General features: G+C 65.2%; 26 protein-coding genes. 16 read left to right on the forward strand and 10 right to left on the reverse strand.

Annotation, left to right across the window (positions count from 1 at the left end; genetic code table 11):
- Positions 1 to 300 precede the first annotated feature (300 nt).
- On the forward strand, positions 301 to 1,485 hold the full coding sequence (locus tag Q4543_RS07405) for a hypothetical protein (protein ID WP_303437177.1): 1,185 nt from the start codon (positions 301 to 303) through the stop codon (positions 1,483 to 1,485).
- Positions 1,486 to 1,529: 44 nt separating this feature from the next.
- On the opposite strand, the gene Q4543_RS07410 is transcribed toward Q4543_RS07405, so the two are convergent.
- Positions 1,530 to 1,844, reverse strand: a complete 315-nt coding sequence (locus Q4543_RS07410; RefSeq protein WP_303437178.1) for a DUF6476 family protein — start codon at positions 1,842 to 1,844, stop codon at positions 1,530 to 1,532.
- Between Q4543_RS07410 and Q4543_RS07415 the strand changes: the two genes are divergently transcribed.
- From Q4543_RS07415 to Q4543_RS07425, 3 genes are all read left to right on the forward strand, one after another.
- A complete protein-coding gene (locus Q4543_RS07415; protein ID WP_216005094.1) occupies positions 1,843 to 2,874 on the forward strand; it encodes an RluA family pseudouridine synthase in 1,032 nt (343 codons plus the stop codon). The two genes, Q4543_RS07410 and Q4543_RS07415, sit on opposite strands and share 2 nt — an antisense overlap.
- 260 nt (positions 2,875 to 3,134) lie before the next feature.
- Positions 3,135 to 4,031, forward strand: a complete 897-nt coding sequence (rpoH, locus tag Q4543_RS07420) for an RNA polymerase sigma factor RpoH (protein ID WP_303437283.1) — start codon at positions 3,135 to 3,137, stop codon at positions 4,029 to 4,031.
- 60 nt (positions 4,032 to 4,091) lie between these two features.
- Positions 4,092 to 4,787: an SDR family NAD(P)-dependent oxidoreductase gene (locus Q4543_RS07425; protein ID WP_303437179.1), complete on the forward strand. Its 696-nt coding sequence runs from the start codon at positions 4,092 to 4,094 to the stop codon at positions 4,785 to 4,787.
- 42 nt (positions 4,788 to 4,829) lie between these two features.
- Here the strand turns inward: Q4543_RS07425 and ilvD are convergent, their stop codons facing one another.
- Positions 4,830 to 6,659, reverse strand: a complete 1,830-nt coding sequence (gene ilvD / locus Q4543_RS07430; protein ID WP_216005092.1) for a dihydroxy-acid dehydratase — start codon at positions 6,657 to 6,659, stop codon at positions 4,830 to 4,832.
- A 199-nt stretch (positions 6,660 to 6,858) separates the two neighbouring features.
- Positions 6,859 to 8,265: a 30S ribosomal protein S6--L-glutamate ligase gene (gene rimK / locus Q4543_RS07435; RefSeq protein ID WP_303437180.1), complete on the reverse strand. Its 1,407-nt coding sequence runs from the start codon at positions 8,263 to 8,265 to the stop codon at positions 6,859 to 6,861.
- 272 nt (positions 8,266 to 8,537) lie between these two features.
- Between rimK and Q4543_RS07440 the strand changes: the two genes are divergently transcribed.
- Positions 8,538 to 9,896, forward strand: coding sequence for a dicarboxylate/amino acid:cation symporter (locus tag Q4543_RS07440; protein ID WP_303437181.1), 1,359 nt, complete (start codon positions 8,538 to 8,540; stop codon positions 9,894 to 9,896).
- A gap of 37 nt (positions 9,897 to 9,933) precedes the next feature.
- Here Q4543_RS07440 and Q4543_RS07445 read toward each other — a convergent pair whose 3' ends face one another.
- The 3 genes from Q4543_RS07445 to Q4543_RS07455 all read right to left on the reverse strand — a co-directional run bounded on the left by Q4543_RS07445 (position 9,934) and on the right by Q4543_RS07455 (position 11,876).
- Complete coding sequence (locus Q4543_RS07445) at positions 9,934 to 10,344, reverse strand: DUF6636 domain-containing protein (protein WP_303437182.1); 411 nt, start codon at positions 10,342 to 10,344, stop codon at positions 9,934 to 9,936.
- 66 nt (positions 10,345 to 10,410) lie between these two features.
- Positions 10,411 to 10,815, reverse strand: a complete 405-nt coding sequence (locus Q4543_RS07450; protein ID WP_303437183.1) for a DUF6636 domain-containing protein — start codon at positions 10,813 to 10,815, stop codon at positions 10,411 to 10,413.
- A gap of 101 nt (positions 10,816 to 10,916) precedes the next feature.
- Entirely contained in the window at positions 10,917 to 11,876 is a 960-nt protein-coding gene (locus Q4543_RS07455; protein ID WP_216005087.1) for an L-malyl-CoA/beta-methylmalyl-CoA lyase, read from the reverse strand.
- Between the two features lie 286 nt (positions 11,877 to 12,162).
- Here Q4543_RS07455 and Q4543_RS07460 point away from each other — a divergent pair, with 286 nt between their 5' ends.
- The 3 genes from Q4543_RS07460 to dgcA all read left to right on the forward strand — a co-directional run bounded on the left by Q4543_RS07460 (position 12,163) and on the right by dgcA (position 14,939).
- Positions 12,163 to 12,612 carry a GFA family protein gene (locus tag Q4543_RS07460; RefSeq protein WP_303437184.1) on the forward strand — a complete coding sequence of 150 codons (450 nt, stop codon included), beginning with the start codon at positions 12,163 to 12,165 and terminating at the stop codon, positions 12,610 to 12,612.
- A gap of 269 nt (positions 12,613 to 12,881) precedes the next feature.
- On the forward strand, positions 12,882 to 13,883 hold the full coding sequence (gene dgcN, locus Q4543_RS07465; RefSeq protein WP_303437185.1) for an N-acetyltransferase DgcN: 1,002 nt from the start codon (positions 12,882 to 12,884) through the stop codon (positions 13,881 to 13,883).
- A gap of 93 nt (positions 13,884 to 13,976) precedes the next feature.
- Complete coding sequence (gene dgcA, locus Q4543_RS07470; protein ID WP_303437186.1) at positions 13,977 to 14,939, forward strand: N-acetyl-D-Glu racemase DgcA; 963 nt, start codon at positions 13,977 to 13,979, stop codon at positions 14,937 to 14,939.
- A gap of 6 nt (positions 14,940 to 14,945) precedes the next feature.
- Here the strand turns inward: dgcA and Q4543_RS07475 are convergent, their stop codons facing one another.
- Entirely contained in the window at positions 14,946 to 15,932 is a 987-nt protein-coding gene (locus tag Q4543_RS07475; protein WP_303437188.1) for a DUF5671 domain-containing protein, read from the reverse strand.
- Positions 15,933 to 16,069: 137 nt separating this feature from the next.
- On the opposite strand from Q4543_RS07475, the gene Q4543_RS07480 reads away from it, so the two are divergent.
- Positions 16,070 to 16,933, forward strand: a complete 864-nt coding sequence (locus Q4543_RS07480; protein ID WP_303437189.1) for a D-amino-acid transaminase — start codon at positions 16,070 to 16,072, stop codon at positions 16,931 to 16,933.
- A gap of 104 nt (positions 16,934 to 17,037) precedes the next feature.
- Here the strand turns inward: Q4543_RS07480 and Q4543_RS07485 are convergent, their stop codons facing one another.
- Entirely contained in the window at positions 17,038 to 18,225 is a 1,188-nt protein-coding gene (locus tag Q4543_RS07485) for a TIGR03862 family flavoprotein (RefSeq protein WP_303437191.1), read from the reverse strand.
- A gap of 74 nt (positions 18,226 to 18,299) precedes the next feature.
- On the opposite strand from Q4543_RS07485, the gene Q4543_RS07490 reads away from it, so the two are divergent.
- Positions 18,300 to 18,602: an HNH endonuclease gene (locus Q4543_RS07490; RefSeq protein ID WP_216005080.1), complete on the forward strand. Its 303-nt coding sequence runs from the start codon at positions 18,300 to 18,302 to the stop codon at positions 18,600 to 18,602.
- Positions 18,603 to 18,723: 121 nt separating this feature from the next.
- Entirely contained in the window at positions 18,724 to 19,590 is an 867-nt protein-coding gene (locus tag Q4543_RS07495; protein ID WP_303437192.1) for a hypothetical protein, read from the forward strand.
- 13 nt (positions 19,591 to 19,603) lie between these two features.
- On the opposite strand, the gene Q4543_RS07500 is transcribed toward Q4543_RS07495, so the two are convergent.
- Positions 19,604 to 20,863 (reverse strand): glycosyltransferase, encoded by a 1,260-nt coding sequence (locus Q4543_RS07500; RefSeq protein WP_303437193.1) that lies wholly within the window; start codon positions 20,861 to 20,863, stop codon positions 19,604 to 19,606.
- Positions 20,864 to 21,126: 263 nt separating this feature from the next.
- Between Q4543_RS07500 and Q4543_RS07505 the strand changes: the two genes are divergently transcribed.
- From Q4543_RS07505 to Q4543_RS07525, 5 genes are all read left to right on the forward strand, one after another.
- Entirely contained in the window at positions 21,127 to 22,299 is a 1,173-nt protein-coding gene (locus tag Q4543_RS07505; RefSeq protein ID WP_303437194.1) for a Xaa-Pro peptidase family protein, read from the forward strand.
- Positions 22,296 to 24,080, forward strand: a complete 1,785-nt coding sequence (locus tag Q4543_RS07510) for a gamma-glutamyltransferase family protein (RefSeq protein WP_303437195.1) — start codon at positions 22,296 to 22,298, stop codon at positions 24,078 to 24,080. Before Q4543_RS07505 ends, Q4543_RS07510 begins: the two co-directional genes overlap by 4 nt.
- 9 nt (positions 24,081 to 24,089) lie before the next feature.
- On the forward strand, positions 24,090 to 24,440 hold the full coding sequence (locus tag Q4543_RS07515) for a RidA family protein (protein ID WP_303437197.1): 351 nt from the start codon (positions 24,090 to 24,092) through the stop codon (positions 24,438 to 24,440).
- Between the two features lie 59 nt (positions 24,441 to 24,499).
- Positions 24,500 to 25,561 carry a methylglyoxal synthase gene (locus Q4543_RS07520; RefSeq protein ID WP_303437198.1) on the forward strand — a complete coding sequence of 354 codons (1,062 nt, stop codon included), beginning with the start codon at positions 24,500 to 24,502 and terminating at the stop codon, positions 25,559 to 25,561.
- A 105-nt stretch (positions 25,562 to 25,666) separates the two neighbouring features.
- Positions 25,667 to 26,026, forward strand: coding sequence for a hypothetical protein (locus tag Q4543_RS07525; protein WP_303437199.1), 360 nt, complete (start codon positions 25,667 to 25,669; stop codon positions 26,024 to 26,026).
- 1 nt (position 26,027) lies between these two features.
- Here Q4543_RS07525 and Q4543_RS07530 read toward each other — a convergent pair whose 3' ends face one another.
- On the reverse strand, positions 26,028 to 26,687 hold the full coding sequence (locus tag Q4543_RS07530) for an SOS response-associated peptidase (RefSeq protein WP_303437200.1): 660 nt from the start codon (positions 26,685 to 26,687) through the stop codon (positions 26,028 to 26,030).
- Position 26,688 lies beyond the last annotated feature (1 nt).

Raw genomic sequence — 26,688 nt, forward strand, 5'->3', positions numbered from 1 at the left:
CCGTGACCGAGGCTGTAGGATAAGTGTGTCCGGGGGAAGGGGCAGCTTGGCCATCAGCGGCTTTGTGCAACAGAGCCACACCGAACCTATAACTGCAGACTCGCCGGGCAGCGCCTCAAGCCCAAAAGGTTGCGGCACCACGGCGTTGCACAGGGGCCGGCCGATGCTCGCAGGAAGCCTTAATCACCCCATCGGAGAATTTGCCCCGTAACGCTATGTCATTCCGCAGCGAGGTGAAGCATGTTCGGACTAGGTATCAGCACTTTCAGCTTCGTGGCTGGTTGGGGTGTCGGAGTGGGGATGGCGACCCGTGCGACAGGTCTGCTGACCGGGGGCGACAGTCTCATGGCGGGCGCGTCCGGCGTGTCGCTCTGGGAGACGCTCGATGCCGCCAGCGGGCTGAGCATCAACAACATCGCGGTCGGCGGCAATAACATCACCGCGGTCCGATCCGAGTTCACGGAGCTGACAAACACCGAACTTCTGGCCTACCCGGTTGTGATCTGGGACGGATCCTACAACGGCTATGACGATCTGGAGGGGGACAAAACCGTCGCCTATGTCGACCTGATTGCCGAGGCCATCGCCGAAATCCCGCATGATCGCTGGCTGGTTGTTCCACCGATCAATCCTTATGGTTCGAGCTATGCTGGCTCCATCCAGGAGGCGATCTGGCTTGAGATGCAGTCGCGCTGGCCCGGGCATGTCTTTCACTGGTCAAACGGGCTGAACCATGACGCCTTCTCGATCGCGACGGATCAATTTGTCGATCCTCCGGCCGACGTTTTTCACTTGTCGCAACTTGGCGCGGACAACATGTCTGCGGCATTGCTTGCCGAGCTGCGCGCGCGCGGCTGGATCGTGACGCAGCGGTTTCACCCGACCGATCTGGCTGGCCTGGTGGCGCTGTACCTGCCGACGGCGGATGCGTCGATCCTTGCTGACAGCAGCGGCGGCAGCGCCGACCTGACGGCGGTGAACGCGGCGAGCTACAGCGCCGGAATGCTGAGTTTCGACGGCTCAGACGACCATTACACTGGTGGTCCGGTGCATGGCGCCGAGCGCACCATCGGCGTCGGTTTCCGAAAGCAGGACAGTCAAATGCGCATCCTTTACGGAGGCCGGTCTTCGACCGATGCGCGATCCTATATCAGCTACAGGGCGACGGGTACGGCGATGTCGGTCGGATCGAATTCGCAGGCGGTGCTGGTGCCGGTGATCAACAGCAATTGGCAGGCCGCAGTCGGCACGCATGACGGCAGCGAGGTCAGGATGCTGATCAACGGCTCGAAGATCTACAAAGCGGCACAGGCGGGTGTGACCACGCCGGGGGTACCTGCGATGCTGGGAACGCTGAATGACAACGGCGCGCCACTGGATGCCTATCACCGTGGGGATCTGTCGGTTGCGGTCGAATATGACAGGGCGCTGAACGACGAAGAGATGCGCAGCCTGTGCAGCTGGATCAGGCGACAGCACATTTGAGGCCACGCCGCGTCTTTCACCCCGGAGACGCGGGCAAGGTTGCCTCAGGGGTGCGGCTCGATCAGGATGGTCTGGCGAAGTTTTCCACTGGTGCGATCAAAGATCAGGATGCGGTTTTCATCGGTCACGACGGCGTACCAGTCGGGGCCTTGCGTATAGGCGGAGGCCGTCGCGCCGTCCGGCAGGGTGATGACATCGGGCAGCGGCGCACGCGCTGTCGTGTTCCGGATGACAACCAGCCCGAGGAGCGTTATCAGCCCGAGGATCATCACGCCCGTCAGCACCGTAACCAGAAGACGCAGGAAGCGCAGGTTTGGCGGCTCGGGCAGCTGTTCTTCGGGGTCGGGAGCCTGTGACATGGAAAATCCTCTGCGCATCGTCATCGGGGAGGCCCCGCCTGCGCGTCTTGATAAGGCGCTCGCCCGCGATGTGCCAGAGGAGGCGGCACTCTCGCGGACGCGGCTTGCAAAGCTTATCGCCGATGGCGCGGTGATGCGCCGGGGCGAGGTGCTGAGCGATCCCAAGGCAAAGGTCGTCGAGGGCGACGAGATCGCCATCATCCTGCCCAAAGCCGAGGAAAGCCATATTGGCCCCGAGGACATCCCGCTCGACATCGTCTGGGAAGATGCCGACCTTGTGGTCGTCAACAAGCCGGTCGGCATGGTGGTGCATCCTGCGCCCGGCACGCCGAAGGGCACGCTGGTCAACGCCTTGCTGCATCATTTCGGCGGCGCTCTGTCGGGGGTGGGTGGCATCGCCCGTCCCGGCATCGTGCACCGTATCGACAAGGACACATCCGGCCTGCTGGTGGTGGCGAAATCCGACCGGGCCCATCACGGGCTTGCCGCGCAATTCGAAGCGCATAGCGCCGATCGGGCCTATCTGGCGCTGTGCCATGGCGCACCCAATGCGGGCGATCCGCGTTTGCTGGGCACGCGGGGCGTTTCGATGGAATCGGGCAATGTGATCCGCATCCAGTCCGGGCTCGCCCGCCACAAGACCGACCGGCAACGTCAGGCGGTGTATTTCGACGGGCAGGGCCGACATGCGGTGACCCGGGCGCGGGTGCTTGAAAGCTTTGGCACGCCAGCGTCGCTGGCGCTGGTGGAATGCCGGCTCGAAACCGGGCGCACGCACCAGATCCGCGTCCACATGGCCCATGCCGGGCATGGGCTGGTCGGCGATCAGACCTATGGCGGGCGGCGCAAGCCCTCGCCAGCCGCCTTGGGCGAAGCCGCCGCCGCAGCGGTCACCGGGTTTCCCCGCCAAGCGCTGCACGCCGCCGAGCTGGGGTTCGACCATCCCGTGAGCGGCGAACAATTGCTGTTCGAGGCACCTTTGCCCGAAGATATGGCCAGACTTCTATCCGTGCTTCGCGGTGAAGTTTGAGCGCATATGCACATATTGGCTGCATTATTTGCGAATTCCGCTTCATGCGCACAGCTGACATAGTATTCCCGATACCGTGAGTCAGGAAATAATGCGAACCCGGCGACGGAATTTCGCGTTATCTTCGTAACACTCAAAGATGGTCCTGTTCGGTGGCGCCGTCGCGCTACCGCCGGGCCGACCCTTGAAAAACGATCCGGGCCTTCCCATCTGGGATGTTAAGCCCCATAACATTGGAGGTAACAGGGCACGTGAGCAATATGAGCAAATACGCCAATCTTCCGGCTCCGTCGCCGGAAGCAGGCCTAAGCCGCTACCTGTCCGAGATCCGGAAGTTTCCGCTTCTGGAACCCGAAGAAGAATACATGCTGGCCAAGCGCTGGGTCGAGGATGGCGATTCCGCCTCGGCGCACCGGATGGTCACATCGCATCTGCGGCTGGCCGCCAAGATCGCCATGGGCTATCGCGGCTACGGTCTGCCGCAGGCCGAGGTGATCTCCGAAGCCAATGTCGGCCTGATGCAGGCGGTGAAACGCTTTGACCCGGAAAAAGGCTTCCGCCTTGCCACCTATGCGATGTGGTGGATCCGGGCGTCGATTCAGGAATACATCCTGCGGTCGTGGTCGCTGGTCAAGCTGGGCACCACATCGGCGCAAAAGAAGCTGTTCTTCAACCTGCGCAAGGCCAAGTCGCGCATCGGCGCGCTTGAAGAGGGCGATCTGCGCCCCGAGCATGTCGAGAAGATCGCCACCGATCTGGGCGTGACCGAGGCCGAAGTCATCTCGATGAACCGGCGTCTGTCGGGGGGCGATGCCTCGCTGAACGCCACGGTCGGCAGCGACGACGATGGTTCGATGCAATGGCAGGACTGGCTGGAAGACGAAAGCGCCGATCAGGCCACCGATTACGCCGAGCGCAACGAGCTCGACGCGCGGCGCGCCCTGCTGGCAGAAGCGATGGATGTGCTGAACGAGCGCGAACGCGATATCCTGACCCAGCGCCGTCTGGCGGAACAGCCGGTGACGCTTGAGGATCTGTCGGGCGTCTACGATGTCAGCCGCGAACGCATTCGCCAGATCGAAGTGCGGGCGTTCGAAAAGCTGCAAAAGCGCATGCGCGATCTGGCGCGCGAGCAAGGCATGATGGCCACGGCCTGATCTGCTGACACGGCCCTCCGGAAACGGGGGGCCTTTTTTTCATCCCCAGCGAGGCGCAGCATGCCAAGGGTTGTTCTGGTCACCGGCGGTGCGCGTGGCATCGGCCATGCCATCGCCGCGGAGTTCGCCCGCGATCATGCGGTCGCTATCACATGGGCCACCACCGTTCCAAGGGGCCTGCCGGACGAAACGCTGGCAATCCGCGCCGATCTGCTGGCGCAAAGCGCCGCCGAGGCGATTGTGTCGCAGGTGTTGAACCGGTTCGGCGCGCTTGATGTGATCGTCAACAATGCCGGGCAGATCGGCATGTCGCCAGCGCAGGACTTCGATGCTGCGCCCCTGCAAGACATGCTTGGCGTCAATCTGCTGGCGCCGCAGGCGCTGCTTGCGGCGGCTTTGCCACATCTGAAGCCGGGCGCGGCCATCGTGAATATCTCGTCGGTGAATGCCGTGCTGCCGCCGCACGGCGCGTCGATCTATGGCGCCAGCAAGGCGGCGCTGAACTTGTGGACCCGTGCCATGGCCAAGGAATTGGGCCCGCAGGGGATTCGCGTCAACGCCGTTGCGCCGGGGGCGATCGACACGCCGGAATCCTCGCGCTCCGATGATCTCAAAGGGTTGTTCGTGAAGGACACCGCGCTTGGGCGGATCGGACAGCCACAGGATGTCGCGCGCGCGGTGCGCTTCCTCGCCAGCGAAGAGGCCGGGTTCATCACCGGCGAAATCCTGACCGTCTCGGGCGGCTATCGACTGTAGCAAAGACACCCCGCCGCCGGTTCGCGGCGGCGGGGCATTGGCTCAGATCTGGCGAACAGCGCCCTTTGCGGCGCTGGTGGTCAGCGCGGCATAGGCCTTGAGCGCCTTGGACACCTTGCGCTTGCGCTTTTCCTCGGGCTGCCAGCCGGCTTCGTCGCGCTTGAGGCGGCGTTCGGCGATCACCGCATCATCGACGGCAAGATGGATCTTGCGGGCCGGGATGTCGATCTCAATCAGATCGCCTTCCTCGACAAGGCCGATGGCGCCGCCCTCTGCCGCCTCGGGCGAGACATGGCCGATGGACAGGCCCGAAGAGCCGCCCGAAAACCGCCCGTCGGTGACCAGCGCGCAATCCTTGCCCAGCCCCTTCGATTTCAGGTAGCTCGTCGGATACAGCATTTCCTGCATTCCCGGCCCGCCGCGCGGCCCCTCATAGCGGATCAGCACCACGTCGCCGCGATGGATCTTGCCGGTCAGGATCGCGCTGACAGCCGTGTCCTGCGATTCAAAGATCCGTGCCGGGCCGGAGAAAACGAGGATCGATTCGTCGACCCCGGCGGTCTTCACGATGCAGCCATCCTCGGCGAGGTTGCCGTACAGAACCGCAAGCCCGCCATCCTTGGAAAAGGCGTGCTCCGCATCGCGGATGACGCCGTTCTGGCGGTCGAGATCCAGCGTTTCGAAGCGCCGATCCGTCGAAAACGCCTGCGTGGTGCGCACGCCGCCGGGCGCGGCGCGGAAGAAGTCATGCACCGTTTCGGAATTGGTGCGCGACACATCCCAGCGATCCAGCGCGTGGGCCATGGTCTCGGCATGCACGGTGGGCACCGAGCTGTCGATCAAGCCCGCCCGGTCGAGCTGGCCGAGGATCGCCATGATGCCGCCGGCGCGGTGCACGTCTTCCATGTGCACGTCGTCCTTGGCCGGTGCGACCTTGCACAGCACCGGAACATTGCGCGACAGCTTGTCGATGTCGGTCATATCAAAAGCGACCTCACCCTCGCTGGCGGCGGCCAGCAGGTGCAGCACTGTGTTGGTCGATCCGCCCATGGCGATATCCAGCGTCATCGCGTTCTTGAACGCCTCGAAGGTGGCGATGGAACGCGGCAACACCGACGCGTCGTCCTGCTCGTAGTAGCGCTTGGCAAGATCCACGATCAGATGACCGGCTTCGACGAACAGGCGCTGGCGGTCGGCATGGGTGGCAAGGGTCGACCCGTTGCCCGGCAACGACAGGCCAAGCGCTTCGGTCAGGCAGTTCATTGAGTTGGCGGTGAACATCCCAGAGCAGGACCCGCAGGTCGGGCAGGCGGCTTCCTCGATCGCCTGCACCTGTGCGTCGGTGTACTTGTCGTCGGCGGCAGCGACCATGGCGTCGACCAGATCGAGCGCCTTTTCCTCGTCGTCCCAGACGACCTTGCCCGCTTCCATCGGCCCGCCAGACACGAACACCACCGGGATGTTCAGCCGCATCGCCGCCATCAGCATGCCCGGCGTGATCTTGTCACAGTTCGAGATGCAGACCATGGCGTCGGCGCAATGGGCGTTGACCATGTATTCCACGCTGTCGGCGATGATCTCGCGCGAGGGCAGGGAATAGAGCATGCCGTCATGGCCCATGGCGATGCCATCATCGACCGCGATGGTGTTGAACTCCTTGGCGACACCGCCAGCCTTCTCGACCTCGCGCGCGACCATCTGGCCGAGGTCCTTCAGGTGCACATGGCCGGGCACGAATTGGGTGAAGCTGTTGACGATGGCGATGATCGGCTTGTTCCAGTCGCCGTCGGTCATGCCTGTGGCACGCCACAGGCCGCGGGCGCCGGCCATGTTGCGGCCGTGGGTGGTGGTGCGGGAACGGTAGGCGGGCATGGGTCTCCCCCTTCTTGGCTGTATCGGCGTTGTGTAACGCCCGCCGACCGTTGCGGCAAGGGTGCCGCCAAAAGGGGGCCAGCCCCCCTCGGCCTTGCGGCCTCACCCCCCCGGGATATTTCCTGCCAGAAGAAGTTGGGCGCCGCGCTCTGGTTTCTTCTGGCTCAAAAATATCCCCGCCGGAGGCTGGCCGTCGCTCTCAGCTCGCGGGGCTGTCCGGAACGGTGCGCCGCGCCCGCGCGCGCGAGGGCCGGGGGGCGACCTTTGCTTCGATGTGGTCGATCACCATTCCGGCGATGTCCTTGCCGGATGTGCGCTCAATGCCTTCGAGCCCTGGAGAACTGTTGACCTCGAGTACCTTCGGTCCGTCATCACCGCGCAGCAGGTCGACTCCGGCCACGTCGAGTTTCATCGCGCGGGCGGCGCGGATCGCTATCTCGCGTTCTTGTTTCGAGATCTTCGCCGACTCGGCCGTGCCGCCCTGGTGAAGGTTGGAGCGGAAATCGTCGGGCTTGCCGATGCGGCGCATCGCGGCGACCACTTTGCCGCCAACGACAAAGCAGCGGATGTCTTCGCCAGCCGCTTCCTTGACGAAGCTCTGCACGAGGAAATCCGCGCGCAGGCCCTGAAAGGCCGAGATCACCGATTCCGCCGCCTTCTTGGTTTCCGCCAGAACCACGCCCTTGCCTTGCGTGCTTTCCAGCAGCTTGAGCACCAGCGGCGCCCCGCCGACAAGGCTGATGACATTGGCCGAATCCTTGGGGCTGCGCGCAAAGGCCGTGGTCGGCATGCCGATGCGGTGGCGTGCCAGCACCTGATGGGCGTGCAGCTTGTCGCGTGAAGTGGTGATGCCTTCGGAGCCGGCAAGGCAATAGGTGCCGATGGTCTCGAACTGGCGCACCACCGCCGTGCCGTAGGAGGTGATCGACGCCCCGATGCGGGGGATGACCGCATCGTAATGGGGCAGCTTGCGCCCGTCGTAATGCACTTCGCCGCCGACCGAGTGGATGTTCATGTAGCAGCGCGAAGTGTCGATGACCTCCATCGTATGGCCACGCATCTCGGCGGCGGCAATCAGCTTGCGGGTCGAATAATTGTCCGGCTCGCGGGTCAGGATTGCAAGGCGCAGCGCGCGGCGGTGGCGTTCGTTGCGCGGAATGCCGTGGTAGGCATCGAAGGACAGTTCCGGCTGGCAGAAGCTTTGCGTCGGCTGCACCACCATGTCTTCATCCAGCGCGGTGCGGCCCAGCAGCATCCGATAGGCCATCGATCCGCGGTCGGTCAGCGTGACCTCGATCGGCCATGACCGATCGCCCATGGTCACCGTGGTCTCGATCACGAAGCGCAGTTCGGTCTCGCCGTTCGACGAGGTGACCTCGCGCCGGTCCTTCATTGGGGCCGAGCAGATCATTTCCAGCAGCGGATCGCCCGGATCGGGGTGGATCGCAAAGCGCACCATCGGCTTTCGTGCCGAGCCGAAGGGTTCGATGGCAAAGGCATGCAGCGCCGAGGTGCGCGCGCCGGTGTCCACCTTGGCGCGCACCGCTGGCAGGCCTAGGTCGGGCATCGAAAGCCATTCTTCCCATCCAAGCGTGAACTGCGTCATGAGGTTTCCTTTCAGACGGTCGGTTGCGCGCTTTAGCGCTGCTGTGTGACGGGGACAATACGAAGGCTGCAAGAGGCAATCTACCGCCCTTTGCGTGGCTTTCCGGGCGCAGCTTTGGCAAAATTTTCCGGTGAACTGATCAAGCGTCATGCATGTTTTGGGGATCGCTGCGACATGCGGCGAGAAAACCGCAGGCATTGCGGGAATAATCATCGGTGTTCGGACATTTCGCGGGCACACTGGCCGCAGGATTCAACAAACAGGAGGCTGCCATGGCGGCGACACTTCGGGATGGCGACGGAAAACTGTCGCTGACGACGCGGATCATGATCGCGATGTGCGCCGGACTGGTGCTTGGAGTGATCCTCAATATTGCCCAGATCGGGTTCATCAACACCCATGTGGTGGGTGGGCTGTTCTACATGATCGGCCGGATGTTCGTGAACGCGCTGCAGATGCTGGTGGTGCCGCTGGTGTTCTTCTCGCTGATCTGCGGTGTGGCGGGCATTGGCGATGTGCGCATCCTCGGGCGGGTCGGCGGCAAGAGCTTTGCGCTGTACCTCGCGACCACCGCCACGGCGATCGCGGTGGCGATCCTGATCGCACTGGTGGTGGCGCCCGGCAACGGCTTTGTCATGGATGGCATCGACACCTCGGGCGTGTCGGGCAGGGAGGCCCCCAGCGTCTGGGACACCTTTGCCAACATCGTGCCACGCAACCCGGTCGCGGCCTTTGCCAATGGCGAGATGCTGCAGATCATCTTCTACACCATCACCCTTGGCGTGGCCGTGCTGATGCTGGCAGAGCGTTCGAAGCCCTTCGTCGAAGCCTGCGAGTACATGAATGAGGTGATGATGAAGATCGTGCAGATCGTCATGGCCTTTGCGCCCTATGGCGTGTTCTGCCTGATCGCGAAAACCTTTACCGAGCAGGGCATCGGGCTGTTCCTGCCGGTGCTGTCCTATGTTCTGGTGCTGGTCGGGGCGTTGCTGCTGCATCTGTTCGTGACGCTGATGCTGTTCCTCAAGCTGTTCTCGGGGCTGAACCCGTTCATCTTCCTCAAGAAGATCCGCCCGGCGCAGATCTTTGCCTTTTCGACGGCCTCGTCGAACGCGACCATCCCGATCACCCTGCGCTGCGTGACGGAACGCATGGGCGTGAAAAGCGGTGTGGCGTCCTTTACCGTGCCGTTCGGGGCGACGATCAACATGGATGGCACCGCGATCATGCAGGGCGTGGCGACGGTGTTCCTTGCCAATGTCTACGGCATCGACCTTGGCCTTGGCGGCTATATCACGGTGATCGCGATGGCGGTTCTGGCGTCGATCGGCACCGCCGGTGTGCCGGGGGTTGGCCTTGTGATGCTGACCATGGTGCTGGGGCAGGTGGGGCTGCCGATCGAGGGCATCGCGTTGATCCTTGGCGTCGACCGGCTGATGGACATGATCCGCACCGCGGTGAACATCACTGGTGATGCGGTGGTGTCGACCATCGTCGCCAAGGGCGAGGGGCAGATCGACATGGAGGTCTACGGCGATCCGCTCGCTGGCGAGCAGCGGGAGGATGATCTGCACATCGACGAAGAGGCCGAGGTGGTTCTGGCGCGCGCGGCGCAAAAGCCCGGCGAATGAGGTTTGCGGATGGCCGGGGCGATCCCGGCCATCCGGTTTAGAACACGCTTTGCCGGGCTCTCGACAGAAAGAAGCCATGGCCACTGTCGTTGCGGCACTCGAGCCCCTGCCGGCTCGAGCTGCACAGGATCCCCCCGATATCCCAGCGCTGACCGTATTGCAAAACCTGCGAGCCGGGGTCGCTCGGGCGGGCATAGGATTTGCCCGGCTGGTCGCATTCGAGGGTGACCGGGCCGCGGTTCAGCATCGACACGGTGTGCCCGGCGCTGCGGCAGTTGCCGGGGCGCGGCAGGGTCGGCGTGCGCTCGTATATGGTGCAGAAAATGTCGGAGACGTTGGCTTCGATTCCCACCGAGCAGTGAATATTACCCGACGGGGTGCTGAAGAAATCCACGTCGGCGACGGCGGGGCTGGCAAGAAGGCAAAGGATAAGGGTGGGTCTGAACATGGGATCACCTGAAACCAAGGGGCACTATGCCAACAAGGGTTCCGCAGTCCTGCCCCTGCGTCAAGTTCAGAACACGCCCACCGCATCGCGGGCCAGCACGAACCCGTGCCCGTCGGCATTGTGGCACATCAGCCCGCCCGGGTCCGAGGTGCAGCGGATCGGCCCCCAGTTGGCCGAGATGCCATAGGGCGCGATGTCCTGCCGCGCGGCGCGCCCTGCCGGACCGCCACAGATCAGGTGGACCGGGCCTTCGGACAGCAGCACGTAGCGGTGGCCCCAGTCGCTGCCGCACTCGCGCGGCCCTTTGCCGGACAGCGGCACCGCAAGGTCGAACACCGAACAATCCAGCGATCCCGACGTGAGGCGGCATTCCACATCGCCCGAAGGGGTGGCGAAGGGCATGGGTTCGGCCTGTGCGGGCAGGGTGGGCAGGGAGGCAAACAGGGCCAGAGCGGCAAGGCGATACGACATGGACAGGCCTTCAGACGAAAACGAGGCAGGTCCTCCCTGCCTCGAACCCTGCGCCTGTCGCGGTTTCCGATCAATGAGCGCCGCCTGCGCGGCATCGGCAATCAGCCCGCGGCGATCAGTTCCGCCTGTTTGACGATCACTTCGGCCTGCTTGATCGAGGCAATGTCGACAAGGCGGCCCTTGTAGACCGTCGCGCCCTCGCCCTTGGCCTTGGCGGCATCCATCGCGGCGAGAATCTCGCGCGCTTCGCTGACGGCCTTGTCCGACGGGGTAAAGACCTCGTTGGCCAGCGTCACCTGCTTGGGGTGGATCGCCCATTTGCCGACCATGCCCAGCGTGGCCGAGCGCAGCGCCTGCGCGCGGAAGCCCTCGTCGTCAGAGAAATCGCCGAACGGGCCATCGACCGGCAGCACGCCATGGGTGCGGCAGGCGGCGACGATGGCGGCCTGCGCCCAATGCCACGGGTCCGACCAGTGCTTGGCCCCTTCGTGCAGCATGTAGTAATTTTCCTGCGTGCCGCCGATGCCGGTGGTCGACATGCCCATGCTTGCCGCGAAATCGGCAGCGCCAAGGCTCATGGCCTCAAGGCGGGGCGAGGCGGCGGCGATCTCCTCGACATGGGCGATGCCGGCGGCGGATTCGATGATCACCTCGAACTTGATCGGCTTGCTGCGGCCCTTGGCGCGTTCCACCGCCGTTACCAGCGCATCGACGGCATAGATGTCGCCCGCGCAGCCGACCTTGGGGATCATGATCTGGTCGATCCGCTCGCTGGCCTGTTCCAGCAGGTCGACCACGTCGCGATACCAGTACGGCGTGTCCAGCCCGTTGATCCGCACCGACAGGGTCTTCTTGCCCCAGTCGATATCGCCGATCGCCTGAATGATGTTGGCGCGGGCGCTGTCCTTGTCGGACGGGGCGACGCTGTCTTCCAGATCGAGGTTGATCACGTCCGCCGCCGAGCCGGCCATCTTTTCAAAGATCGCTGGGCGCGAGCCCGGTCCGAAAAGCTGGCAGCGGTTCGGGCGGGCCGGGGGGGCGGGCTGAATGCGGAAGCTCATGAGGTCTCCTCGGGGCTGAATGGCGGTGAAAGGATGTTTCGTTTTGTGCTGCCTATGGGTTATTAAATTGCGGATCGGCAAGCAAGGGAATTTTGCTGCAGGTGCGACATGTCGTGGAATACCGCTTTGCGCGGGCAGTGTTGATCGCGGGCAACGCCATCGTTTCAGCTGTTGCGGTCGGTCCGATGCTGTCGCTACGGTCCCGGGCGAACACTGCCAGAGATGAGACATCCACGTTATGACTGAATTGACCGGGGCATGCCTGTGCGGGGCCGTTGCCTATTCAATGGCCCAACCCCCAGCGAGAACGACGATCTGCTACTGCAACTTCTGCCAGCGCGCGACCGGGGGCGCGCAGGGCATTCTGCCAATCGCGCCGCTGGCCGATCTTGCCGTGACCCACGGGGCGCCGGACACCTATGCGCATGTCTCCGAGGGCAGCGGTAAACAGGTTATCCTGCATTTCTGCGCGTCCTGCGGGACAAAGCTCTACATGACCTACGAACGCTGGCCGGATATGGTTGGTCTCTATGCCGGCACGCTTGACGATCCGGTGGCGGTCAGGCTCGATCCGGCGAACAGCAAGCAGATCTTTGTCGCCTCCGCCCGGCCGGGAACGGTTGTGCACGCCGGAATTCCGGCCTTCTGGGAGCACGCGGCGACAGCGGATGGCCTGCCCGAACCGTCGTTTGTTCTTGAGACTCCGACAGCGGTCGAAGACCTGAAACGAGGGTGACGCCCTGTGCCCGGCGCGACCTGCATGGCGGTCGGCGGGGGCAGGCAGGGCGGGCTTTATGATGTGCTTTCAGCATCGGGCGCGGTCTGACGCCCGGCGGTTGCTGGCGATTGGTAAAAATTTTGAGCAGATCGCCCCATCGCGAAAGATTCTTCGCAAGCATCCCTGCTGCAAGTGCGAAAACGACATCGCTTTGCGCAGGGCGCACGCTAGGTTCGGCCCAATCGCATGACGGGGCCGCGCGGCCCCGAACGAACAAGGAGACTGCCATGATCGAGACCCCCTATCTGCTATTCCTCGGCGACGCGCCCGACCCGCTCGCTGCCAAGGTCGCCCAGGGGATCAAGGACTGGCGTCCGGAAAACTGCGTTGGCCAGCTGCGTCTTGAGGGCTGCAAGGCCGACATGAAGCTGCCCGACATGACGCTGGCCGAAGCCAAGGCTGCCGGTGCCAAGACGCTGGTGATCGGCGTGGCAAACCGCGGTGGGATGATCTCGCAGACTTGGAAAAAGGTGCTTGTCGAGGCGCTTGAAGAGGGCTTCGATCTGGCCTCCGGCCTGCACAACCTGCTGCGCGAGGAAGAAGACCTTGCCGCCGTCGCCAAGGCCACCGGCCAGAACCTTTGGGACGTGCGCATCCCGCAGGTGAAATACCCCATCGCCAACGGCGAGCCGCGCAAGGGCAAGCGCCTGCTGGCTGTCGGCACCGATTGTTCGGTCGGCAAGATGTACACCGCGCTGGCGATGGATGCCTGCATGCGCGAAAAGGACATGAAATCGACCTTCCGCGCCACCGGCCAGACCGGCATTCTGATCACCGGCGACGGTGTGCCGCTGGATGCGGTCATCGCCGATTTTATGGCTGGCTCGATCGAATACCTGACCCCCGACAACGATGATGACCACTGGGACATCATCGAAGGGCAGGGCAGTCTGTTCCACGTGTCCTATTCCGGCGTGACCATGGCGCTGGTGCATGGCGGTCAGCCCGACGCACTGGTGCTGTGCCACGAGCCGACCCGCACCCATATGCGCGGTCTGCCGGGTTATCAGCTGCCGACGCTCGAAGCGGTGCGCGATGTCGCGCTGACGCTGGCGCAGGTGGCGAACCCGGCGTGCAAGGTGATCGGCGTGTCGATCAACACCCAGCACATGGGCGACGACGAGGCACTGGCCTATTGCGCCGAGGTCGAGGCGCGCCTTGGCCTTCCGACCGTCGATCCGTTCCGCCACGGCGCTGATCGCCTTGTCGAGGCGCTTGCCGCCTATTGATCCCTTTGACAGGGGTGTAACCATCACGGGCGGCGGCGCGTTCGGGCGCCGCCGGGCCGTACGTATATACTGGAAAGATGAAAGGGCAAGCGCATGATCGAAGTGACGCGGGACACGTTCAAACTGGCGCAGGTCTTTACCATTTCGCGCGGCAGCCGGACCGAGTCCAAGGTGCTGACGGTCAAGGTGACGCAGAACGGCGTGACTGGCTGGGGCGAATGCGTGCCCTACGCGCGCTATGACGAGACGCTGGACAGCGTCGAAGCCGAAATCATGGGGCTGCCGGGCGATGTGAGCCGCGAGGCGCTGCAATCGCTGCTGCCCGCCGGTGCCGCACGCAATGCTGTCGATTGCGCGCTGTGGGATCTGGAAGCCAAGACCACTGGCAAGCGGGTGTGGGAGCTGCTCGGGATGCCCAAGCCCGGCCCCGAGATCACCGCCTATACCCTGTCGCTCGACACGCCCGAAGCGATGCGCGCGCAAGCGCAGAAAAACGCCTTTCGCCCGCTGCTCAAGATCAAGCTGGGCACGCCCGACGATATGGCCCGGCTTGAAGCCGTGCGCGAGGGCGCGCCGAAATCCACCATCATCGTCGATGCCAACGAAGGCTGGTCGGCGCAGGTATACGCCGATCTGGCGCCGCATCTGGTGCGGCTGGGCGTGGCGATGGTCGAACAGCCGCTGCCTGCCGGAGAGGACGAGGCGCTGATCGGCATGGATCGTCCGGTGCCGGTCTGCGCCGATGAATCCGCCCATGACCGGGCCTCGCTGCCGGGGCTCAAGGGCAAGTATGACATCGTCAACATCAAGCTCGACAAGACCGGCGGGCTGACCGAGGCGCTGGCCCTGCGCGAGGCCGCGCTGGCCGAGGGTTACGGCATCTTTGTCGGCTGTATGGTCGGCTCGTCGCTGGCCATGGCACCCGCCGTGCTGCTGGCGCAGGGGGCCGGGTTCACCGATCTGGATGGCCCGCTGCTGCTGGGCGAGGATCGCGCCGTGCCGCTGCAATTCGACGAGGCCGGGGTGCACCCGTCCTCGCCGGAGCTCTGGGGGTGAGCGGTGTCAGTCGACGCTCAGCGACATGCAGGCTTCGTTGCCGCTCAGCGTGACGGAGTCGCGCCGGGTGATTTTCGGGTCTTCGACGCTGACGCAAAGGCTGAACTCCTTGTCCGACAGACGCAGGTAGCGGATGTCGCTGGCCATTGCGGTCAGGGTCTCGGGGTGATCGGCGCAGCTCAGCGGGTCGATGGTTTCGGGCAGGGCGGGCTTGTCGCGCAGGCAGGTCCGCAGATCCCAGGACAGCGCGTTCAGGTCACTCAGGCGGGCGGCGTCGCGCGCCTCCAACCGGCCCCGTGCCGGGCCGCCGATGCTGGCGTATGTGGCGCCGAGCACCAGCACCACAAGACCGAGCAGCCCTGCCGCAGCGGGCAGACGACCCCGCTCCTGACGGAAATAGCCCAGCACCAGCGCGGCCATGGCCGCGACCGCCAGCGATTTGCCCAGAAACCGCGATGTCACCATGCCATCGAGGAACGTGTAGATCAGCCACAACGCGTCGCTGAGCAATGTGATGGCCGCGATCAGCAGCGCCAGCGAGCTGAGCCAGCGGCGCACGGTGCCGTGCCGCCGCGCCGGGTCGGCGTCAAGGCTGCGCCGGTCGGCCCGGTCGAGCAGCCAGAACGTCGGGGCGAAGACGATCAGCGCCGCCATCGACCAGCGCGCCCCGCCGCTGCTGCCGCCGCTGCGGCTGGCCGGATCGGCAAGGTGACTGTCGATCTGCGCGAAGAGCAGCGCGATGACATGGCCCGCCACCATGCCGAAAGCCACGAACAGCAGCGCGTAGAACAGCGCATCGCGCGCCGCCGTGCTGCGCACCGGGCGGGGGATCGCACCCGCCGGGCCGGTGCTGTCGGACCAGCCCGCCAGCGCGGCGTCGGTTTCGCGCGCCGTCCAGCCCTCGGCCTGCAACTGGCTGCGCAGGGCTTGCTTGGATACGCCCTGCGCCATTGCCCGGCCGATATAGGCCGCAAGCCTGTCGTCTTCCACCATGTCTGCCCCTCTTGCATTGGTTGTTCTGCGCATAGATGGGCATTCGGCATTTGTCATCCAACCGCGCGCGGGCTAACGCTTTCCCGCCGCGACGTCATACGCGGCACTGCCGCCCCCCAAGCCAAGGAGCTTTGTTCATGACCCGGACCGTCTATCTCAACGGTGAGTATCTTCCCGAGACCGAGGCGAAAGTGTCGATCTTCGACCGCGCCTTCCTGATGGCGGATGGCGTCTACGAGGTGACCTCGGTGCTGGGCGGCAAGCTGATCGACTTCGAAGGCCATCTCAAGCGGTTGGAACGCTCGCTGAACGAGCTGGACATGAAGAAGCCCGCTGCCTTTGACGATCTGCTCGAGATCCACCGCAAGCTGGTGGAGCTGAACGGCATCGACGAGGGGCTGATCTATCTGCAGGTGACGCGCGGCGCGCCCGGCGATCGCGATTTCGCCTTTCCCGACCCCGAGACCACCGAGCCGACGCTGGTGCTGTTTACCCAAAGCAAGCCGGGGCTGGCCGACAACCCGACCGCGAAAAAGGGCATCAAGGTCATTTCGATCGATGACATCCGCTGGGGCCGCCGCGACATCAAGACGGTGCAGCTGCTCTACCCGTCGATGGGCAAGATGATGGCCAAGAAGGCTGGGGCCGACGATGCCTGGATGGTCGAGGACGGCTTTGTCACCGAAGGCACGTCGAACAATGCCTATATCGTCAAGGACGGCAAGATCATCACCCGCAACCTGTCGACCGACATCCTGCACGGCATCACCCGCGCTGCGGTTCTGGCCTTTGCCCGCGAGGCGCAGATGGCGGTCGAAGAGCGGCCCTTTACCATCGATGAGGTCAAGGCAGCGGACGAGGCGTTTTACACCTCGGCGTCGTCCTTCGTGATGCCGGTGGTCGAGATGGATGGCGCGGCCATCGGATCGGGTACGCCCGGCCCGGTCGCGGCGCGGCTGCGTGAGATCTATCTGGCGGAAAGCCTGAAGGTCGCGATCTGACCTTTCGAAAGGTTTGACAGGCGGCGCCCGGTTTTCGGGCGCCGTTTTGCGTTGTGGGCTGCCTCCGGCGGGAGTTTATCTGGCAAGATGAAGCTGCGGGCGCGTCAGGAAACGAAGCGTGCTGCGGCTTGTCCGGCCCAAAGCCCGGTGGCAAGGCAGGCATTCAGCAGGTAGCCGCCGGTGGGGGCTTCCCATTCCAGCATCTCTCCGGCGCAGAAAGTGCCGGGGCGGGCGGTGAGCATCAGATTTTGATCGAGCGCCGCAAAGGGCAGGCCCCCGGCGGTCGAGATCGCCTCGTCGAGCGGGCGCAGCCCAGCATAGGGGATGGGCAGCGCCTTGAGCAGCTTTGCCAGCGCCTGCGGATCGCTTGGCAAGGGGCGGGCGCATTCCATCAGCAGGGCGCGGGTTTGCGCATCGAGGCGCAGCTGTTTGCGCAGGTGGTTGGACAGGCTCTGCTTGCCGCGCGGCTTGCTTAGCTTGGCGATGAGCGCGTTGGTGGTCAGGTCGGGGGCAAGGTCGGCGTTCAGCGGCGCGCCGTCGCGCAGCGCCGAGGTCAGCGGGTAGAGCCCGCCGCCTTCGAGCCCGCGGGCCGAGATCACCGCTTCGCCGCGCGAGGTCAGCGCGCCTGCGTGCCAAGCGATGCCTTTCAGCGGTGCGCCGAGATGCTGGGTCATATGGGCGGACCAGCGCATCACCAGCCCGGCATTGGCGGGTGAAAACGGGGTGAGGGCGATGCCGTCACGCCCAAGGATCTGCGCCCAGCCGCCATCCGATCCAAGCCGCGCCCAGCTTGCGCCTCCAAGCGCCAGCACGGTGACTTTGGGTGTCAGCGCGCGGGCGCCTTCCGGCGTGTCGAAGGTGCAGGCGGCGCCGTCCCAGCCCGTCCAGCGCCAGCGGGTGCGGGTCATCACGCCCATCGCGCCGAGCCGCGCGGCCCAGGCGCGCAGCAGTGGCGAGGCCTTCATCGCGACCGGAAACACCCGCCCGGTGGAGCCGGTAAAGCAGGGCTGGCCCAGCCCTTCGGCCCAGCCGCGAACGGCGCTGGGCGGGAAGCTTTCCAGCATCGGGCGCAGATCGGTGGTGGCCCGGCCATAGGCGGACAGGAAGGTTTCGAACGGTTCGTCCTTGGTCAGGTTCAGCCCGGATTTTCCCGCCATGAGGAATTTGCGCGCCACCGAGGGTTTGTGATCGGCAATCAGCACCGACAGTCCGGCTGCGGCCAGCGCATCCGCCGCCATCAGCCCGGCGGGGCCTGCGCCGACAATCAGCGCGTCTGGGCTGTCTTGATCCATATCGCCTCTTGATTGCAGCGGGTCAGGGGCCAGTCTGTAGCCCTGCGCGCCCCTGCGGCGCAAGAGGTGCCCGATTGACCGACGAGAACGCCCCCATCTGCCCGCTATGCCTGCGCCCGATCCCGCGCGAGGCCCGGCAAAGCCTGCACCATCTGGTGCCGAAGCTGAAAGGCGGCAAAGGCGGGCCGACCGTGCTGCTGCACCAGATCTGCCACAACGAGATCCACGCCAGCTTTACCGAAGCCGAACTGGCGCGGGAGTTCAACACCCCCGAGGCGCTGCGGGCGCATCCCCGGATGGAGCGATTCCTGAAATGGGTGGCGAAACGGCCACCGAGCTTTCATGCAAGATCGAGCGGCGGACGGCGCAAGCGGTAAGCCACGAGCGGGGGCGCGACGGTTGGGCCCCCCGGCGGCCACGGGGGACTTGACGGATTTGCACTGTCGATGAAACTCGGACCCAGGTTGCAGTTTTGCGTTTTCCATCATGAGGTGACCGATGTCTCGGTGTCTTTCCCTTGCCCTTCTCCTCGTGGCGGGGCTGTGCAGTGCCCGGCTTGCAAACGCGCAGCAGAGGCTGGACACCGTGCCAGAGCCGATGCGGGGGATCTGGGTGCAGTCCGAGCACGCGGCGGATTGTTCGAGCGGGCGTCACAATTTCTGGATCCTGGGCCCGGCGTCGGACCTGTACTATATCGGTCCGGCCGAAACCTACACGATGACCTACACGGACATCCCCGCCTATGACGGCGATCGCATCCACCTTGTCTTCGAGGACGATACCAGCGAAGTCGTGCAGCTTGGGGGCGAACGCCTTGCAACCTATTTCATCGAAGACCCGAAGCCGATTCCGGCCGAGGAGATCGAAGCGGCGATGAATGGGGCCAAGCGAGTCGCCTACACGCGCTGTGAGGGCTTGTCGGTGGAGGGCGGGGCGTTGCTGCTGGCGGAACTGGCCGCGCTACACCTGAGCGATGTGGTGCCGGTCTGCCTCGCCGGTTCCGCAGGCTGCGGGGATGCGGTGTTCGGGTTTCTCGACCTGTCGGGGGATGGCGCCCTGTCTGCCGCCGAACTGGCACGCGGCCTGCGCGTGGCAACACTGGCCAGCGTCAGCGCAGAGGACATGGAGCCGCGTACGCCCCTTCCTTCGAAATTCCGGAGCTTTCAGACACTTCCGGAGACCGCCGCCCGGATCGTCGCGCAGCTTGACTACGACGGGTCGGGCACGATCGGGCGCGACGAGCTGGATGCCGATCTCGGTCGCTTTGGCGGGAACGAGATCTGGCAGTTGATCTTTGCGCTGCTGACCGGCGAGGCAGGTCCCGACGATATCGCAAAGATCCGAGCCGCGTTTCCGGTGCGCTGAGCCGCGTCGCTGCTCAGTCCTGCACCGGCCTTGGCGTCAGCGTTGCCAGCTGTTCGACCCAGGCGATGTGGCGCGGCAGGCAGCGGGTCTGCAGATCGTAATGCTCGCGCACGAAGGCACGGGCCGCCTTGCCCATGCGGTCGCGGGCCTGCGGATCGTCAAGCAGGGCGCAGGTTTTTTCGATGATGCCGTCGACGTCGAAGAAATCGACCATCACGCCGGTCTCGCCCTCGCTCAGCACCTCGCGCACCGGCTTGGTGCCCGAGGCGACGATGGCGCATTCCGCGCTCATCGCTTCGAGCAGCGACCAGCTGAGCACGAAGGGATAGGTCAGGTAGACATGCACCCGGCTGATCTGCATCATCGCCAGAAAGCGCTCATAGGGCACCCGGCCAAGGAAATGCACCCGCGCCCAGTCTTCGGGGGTCATGCGCTCGGCGATCTCGTCGATGAAGATCTGCTTCCATGTCTTGCCGTCAGGGGCTTTGGAGCCATAGCTGACCTCGTCGCCGCCGATCAGCACCACCTGCGCGTTCGGGCGCCGCTTCAGCAGCTCGGGCAGGGCGCGCATGAAGATGTGATAGCCCCGGTAGGGTTCCAGATTGCGGTTGATGAAGGTGATGACCTCGTCGTCGCGGCTGAGCACGCGGCCATCGGTGACCTCGAGCGTTGCGTCCGGCTTTGGCACCACCAGATCGGTGTTCACGCCGTCATGCGCCACGGTGATGCGGTCTTGCCAGTGGCCCGGAAAGGTTTCGGCCTGAAACGCGGTGGGCGAGATGCCCGCATCCATGATTTCCTCGTGCAGGCGGTTGTTGAGGTTCTTCAGCCGCAGCCGCAGCGGGTCGGACTGGGTCTGGGCGCGCTGGAATTCGGGATCGAACGCGGTGAAGTCGGGCAGGCTCTGGTGGTAGAGTTCGCAATACAGCCCCATGCGGGCACCCGGCCAGACATCCTTGAGGAACAGGCTCTCGCCCCAGCCGTGATGGGCAAGGATCACATCGGGGGTGAAGCCGCGCTCGCGCAGCGCCAGCGCGCCGTTGCAGCACGAGGTGGCGCGGATCAGCTTGGTTTCGAAATCCTGAAGCCATGGGTGGATGTCGGGGGCCGACTTGCCGCGGATCGCATAGGGCAGGATGCTGACCCCCTGCCATTTCGTCGGCTTCTTGACCTTGAGTGTCAGGGCCACGACCTCGTGCCCGCGGGCGGCCAGCGCCGGGGCGAGATGCTTGTACTGTCCGGGGAAGTTCTGGTGGATGCAGAGGATCTTCATGGCGGCCCGCGCTTGCTTGTGCTTCGATTGGTTGTCGCATGGGCAAGCCGTTCGGCCAATGCGCGACTATGCGGATGGCGGCGGTGCGTTGCGGGAATGTCGCCCGCAGGCGGGGGCCTGTGTGGGGGCGGGTCGGCCCAGTGGTGGAAGACCGGGCGGTCGCCACAAAGCCGCCCTGTCGCCCGCGAAACGGCACGCTTGAGGCTGGACTTTGCGCGGGGATGGGGTTCCCTTCCTGTGCGAACGATCAGAAAGGACCCCCGATGCAGCTGCTTTTCGAACACGACGAATACCGCGCCCGCGTGGCAAAGGTGCAGGCGGCGATGCGGGGGCGGGGGATCGACGTCTTGCTGGTGTCGAACCCGGCAAACCAGTTCTGGCTGACCGGCTATGACGGCTGGTCGTTCTATACGCCGCAAATGGTGGTGGTGCATGTCGATGCCGCCGAGCCGTTCTGGTTCGGGCGCAAGATGGATGCGGTCGGGGCGAAGTTCACCGCCTATCTGGCGGAAGAAAACGTCATCCCCTATCCGGACAAATACGTTGGCAGCGACACGCTGCACCCGATGCAATACCTTGTGGACCTGCTGAAGCAAAAGGGCTGGGACAAGGGGCGCATCGCCGCCGAGCAGGATGATTATTACTATACCGCCAAGTGGAATCGCATCCTTGTGGCGGGGCTGGGGCAGGGGGAATTCGATGACGGGTTTCTGCTGGTCAACCGCTGCCGCATGGTGAAATCCGAGCGCGAATTGATCTACATGCGGCAGGCCGGACAGATCGCCGCGCTGGCGCAGGACGCGGCGCGGCAGATGTGCAAACCCGGCGTGCGGCAATGCGACGTGATGGCAGAGCTTTACCGCGTGACCACATCGGGCACGCCGGAATTTGGCGGCACCTTTCCGTGCAAGCCGCCCAACGCCATGGTGGGCGAGCGCGCCTCGGCCCCGCATCTGAGCTGGACCGACGCGCCGCTAGAAGAGGGCGAGATCTTTTACATCGAGATGGGTGGCATCCGGCACCGGTATCACGCGCCGCTGTCGCGCTGCGTCTATGTGGGAACGCCGCCTGCGGAGCTGGTCGAGACGACGAAGATCATTCGCGAGGGGCTGGAGGCCGCGCTGGACGTGGTCAAACCCGGCATCGCCTGTCAGGACATGGCAGCGGCTTGGGACGCGGTGATCCGCAAACATGGCATCGAGAAGGACAGCCGCATCGGCTATCCGGTCGGCATCGGCTTTCCGCCGACATGGGGCGAGCTAACCTGTTCGCTGCGCGCCGGAGACATGACAATCATGGAAGAGAACATGACATTCCACTGCATTCCGGCGCTCTGGCGCGACACATATGGGCTGGTGGTCTCCGAGACCTTTGCCGTCACGCCGCAGGGGGCAGAGTGCTTTGCCGACTGCCCGCGCGAATTGCTGGTGGCATGATGGGGTTCACGACACGCCCCGAGATCCGCGGCACGTTTGGCGTGGTGACATCGACCCACTGGATTGCGTCTGCGGTCGGCATGGCGGTGCTGGAAAAGGGCGGCAATGCGTTTGATGCCGCCGTGGCCACGGGGTTTGTCCTGCAGGTGGTGGAGCCGCATCTGAACGGCCCGGCGGGCGATCTGCCGGTGATCTTCAAAACGGCGTCTGAAGCGCCGCTTGTGCTATGTGCGCAGGGCACCGCGCCGATGGCGGCCACGCCCGAGCGGATGGCGCAAGAGGGGATCGAGGGGCTGATCCCCGGCTCGGGCCTGCTGGCGACGGTGGTGCCCGGGGCGTGGGATGGCTGGCTGTTGCTGCTGCGCGATCATGGCACCATGGAGCTGGCCGAGGTGCTGGCCCCCGCCATCGGCTATGCGCGCGATGGCCACCCGGTGCTGCCCTCGGTGTCGGCGGCGATTGGCGGGCTGGCCGGCTTCTTTGCCGCGCATTGGCCATCGAGCGCCGATCTCTGGACGCCGGGCGGCGAGATCCCGGAGCAGCAGGCGCTGTTCCGCAACCCCGATCTTGCCGCAACATGGGAGCGTCTGGCGCAAAGCCCCGGCGACACCCGCGAAGCCCGGATCGACGCCGCCCGTGCCGCGTGGCGCAGCGGTTTTGTCGCCGATGCGATCTGCGACTACCTGTCCGAGGCAAAGGTGATGGATGTCACCGGCGCGCGGCATGGCGCGCTGCTGTCGCGCGAGGATCTGGCAGACTGGCAGGCGCGATACGAGCCCCCCGCGCGCATCGACTATCACGGCTGGGCCCTGCACAAGACCGGCCCGTGGGGGCAGGGGCCGGTGCTGCTTCAGGCGTTGCAGATCCTCAAGGCGTTTGATTTGGCCGCGATGGATCCGCACGGCGCCGAGTTTACCCATACCGTTATCGAGGCGATAAAGCTCGCCTACGCGGACCGCGAGGCCTATTACGGCGATCCTGATTTCAGCGACATTCCGATGGATGTGCTGCTGTCCGAATCCTATGGCCGCGAGCGGGCAAAGCTGATCGGGCCGCAGGCCAGCCTTGAGCAGCGCCCCGGCCGCATTCCCGGCTATGAGCATTGGGCCGATGCCGCCATCGCCCGCGCCGCGCGGCACATCGAGGTTGCCACCGACCCCGCCACCGGTGAGCCGACCATGGCGCATCTGACCGACCGCAAGGGCGACACGGTGCATCTGGACATCATTGATCGCTGGGGCAACGCGGTGTCGGCCACGCCGTCGGGGGGCTGGCTGCAGTCCAATCCGGTTGTCCCCGGCCTTGGCTTTGCGCTCAATTCGCGCGTGCAGATGTTCTGGCTTGATCCGGGGCTGGCCTCGACCCTGCGGCCCGGATCGCGCCCGCGCACCACGCTGACCCCGACCATCGCCACCAAGGGCGACGATCTGCTGGCTTTTGGCACCCCCGGCGGCGATCAGCAGGACCAGTGGCAGCTGGTCTGGTTTCTGCGCTTCGTGCATCACGGTATGGATCTGCAGCAAGGCATCGACGCGCCGCTGTTCCATTCCCAGCACTTTCAGGGCTCGTTCTATCCGCGCAGCGCGCAACCGGGCCGCCTGATGATCGAAGAGACCATCGGGCAGCCGGTCATCGACGCGCTGCGCGCAAAGGGGCACGAGGTGATCGTGGCCGCGCCCAACACCGTCGGTCGCCTGACGGCGGCGCGGCGCCACCCGGATGGGATGCTACAGGCGGCGGCGACCCCGCGCCTGATGCAGGCCTATGCCATCGGACGATAGGAGCAACACATGGACATCACCCGCATTCGCGGCCCCTATACCGGGCGCAATTCCGGCACCAGCTACAACGGCATGGGCTGGGCCGTTGCGACCACGCAGATCGACACCGACGATGTGTTCGAGCAGACCGCCAGCACGCTTGCGCGCCTTGACGAGAGCCTCCGCGAGATGGGCACCGACAAGACCCGCCTGCTGAGCGCGACCATCTACCTGACCGACATCGCGCAGAAAGACGCGATGGACCGGGCGTGGACCACATGGATCGGCGATGATCCGGCGCATTGGCCGCAACGCGCCTGCGTGCAGAGCGGCCTTGCGGCGGGCCATCTGGTCGAGATCGTGGTGCTGGCCGCGGTCTGACATTGCCCCGGCGCGCTGCGCGCCCTACCGTTTGCGGGCAACCGTGACGGGAGACGCGCATGGCCTTCGATTTCATCCTGATGCTGACCGAGAACGACCGCACCATCCCTGATGCGCGGGCGCGGATCGACGAGGCGCTTGAGGGCGGCGTGCGGCATATCGGCTTCAAGGACGTGGGCCTGCCGCTGGGCGAACTCAAGGGCCTTGCCGAGGCGATCCGCGCGGCGGGCGGGCGCAGCTATCTTGAGGTGGTGAGCCTTGACGAGGCCAGCGAGCTGGCTTCGGCCCGCGCGGCGGTCGAGCTGGATGTGGATTGCCTGCTGGGCGGCACAAGGCCTAAGGCGGTCAGCCGGGTCACCCGCGACCACCCGCTGCGCTATTATCCGTTTGCGGGCGAGATCACCGGCCATCCCAGCGTGTTGCAGGGACCGATCGAGGCGATCACCGACAGTGCGCGGCAACTGGCGGATCTGGAACATGTGCATGGGCTTGACTTGCTGGCCTATCGCTTTGCCGGCGATGTGCCGGCGCTGATGCACAGCGTCTGCGCGGCGGTGGGCAAGCCGGTGATCATGGCGGGCAGCATCGACAGCGACGCGCGCATCATGGCGGCGGCCGAGTCCGGCGCGGCGGGCTTTACCGTCGGCACCGCAGCGCTTGCCGGGGCGTTTCCCGCCGAAGGGCCGGGATTTGCCGCGCAGGTGCGCGCCATCCTCGCGCTGACGCAGGCGGGGCAGGCGCGCTCGACCGCGCCGCGCAACATCGCGCTGGCCGCGCATGATACCCGCAAGGCGCATTTGCGCGCATGGGTGCTGCGCCATGCCGGCGCGCTGGAAGGTCACCGGCTGATCTGCACCGGCGGCACCGGGCGGATGATCGCCGAGGCCGCGCCGCAGCTGACCCTGCGCCGCCTGTCGCGGGGCTCGCGCGGGGGGGATCAGCAGCTTGGCGCGCTGATCGCCACCGGAGAGCTGGACGCGGTGATCTTTTTCGCCGATCCCACCGTGCCGCACGGCGGCGAGGCCGATCTTCAGGCACTGACCCGGCTTGCGGTTCTGCACGACACGCCGCTGGCGCTGGGCCCGTCTGCCGCCGACATGATCCGCGGCGCGCTGCTGTAACGGCAGGGCGAAATTCCGGCGCCGGGTCCAACTTTCGCCCAAATCAGAGCTTATGGATCACAGTCGCAACGGTGGGGGCCGTTCGTGCTGCTGAAGGAGCGTCCGATGCGTCGCAAAACCGGGTTTCTGGCCCTGTCGCTGGGTCTGCTTGCCGCCCCCGCCATGGCCGAGGTGCATTATGTGCTGATGATGGGAAGCGGCTATTTCCCCGATGCGGTCTACCCCGCGATCGGGGATCAGGTGAAATTCGTCAACCAATCCGATATCGCCATGGCGGCCACCGCCACCGATGCCAGCTGGACCACCGGCATCATGCTTCCCGCCGCCGAGGTGCTGCTGGATGTGAGTGAGGGCATGACCCAGACCTTCACCGATACCGTCAATATCGACAGCATCGCCGAAGGCACCATCGATTACGTCAATCCGCCGCCGCTGGATCTTGCGACCAACGCGCAAAGCAACTGAGCTAAAGCGGGCGGATCAGCTGCGGGCCGCTGGCGCGGTTGGAGTTGACCTCGCTTGCAACGCGGTGCCAGCGCAGGCTGCCTTCGGGCGCGGGTTGCATCAGCCGCGCCGCGCCATGGCCGGTTTCGCCCAGCCAGAGCGGCCAGTCCTCGGGGCGCAGGATCACCGGCATCCGGTGGTGGATCTCGGCCATAGCGCCCTGCGCCTGCGTGGTGACGATGGCGCAGGTCCGCAGCTGCGCGCCGTCAACCTCCCAGTCCTGCCAGATTGCGGCAAAGACCAGCGCGGTCTCGTCGGTTGGATGGATATACCACGGCAGGCGCTTGCCGTCGGCATCCTTGGTCCATTCGTAATAGCCACTGGCCGGGATCAGGCAGCGCCGCGCGCGGGCGGCGGCGCGAAAGGCGGGCTTTTCCGCGAGGGTTTCGGCGCGGGCATTGATCAGCAGCGGGCCATCCGACAAGGTTTTGTACCAATGCGGCACAAAGCCCCAGCGCATCGGCGCAAGGCTGCGCAGCCCGTCCGCGCTGCGCACCGTGGCCACCTGCACCGTCGGGCAGACGTTGAAATTCGGTACCGGGGGCAGGTCGTTGGCGGGGGCGGCGTCGAACATCTGCGCCATGGCCTCGGGGGCGAGGGTGATGGCGTAGCGCCCGCACATG

The organism is Salipiger sp. 1_MG-2023 (genome assembly GCF_030547555.1).
Classification (GTDB): Bacteria; Pseudomonadota; Alphaproteobacteria; order Rhodobacterales; family Rhodobacteraceae; genus Salipiger.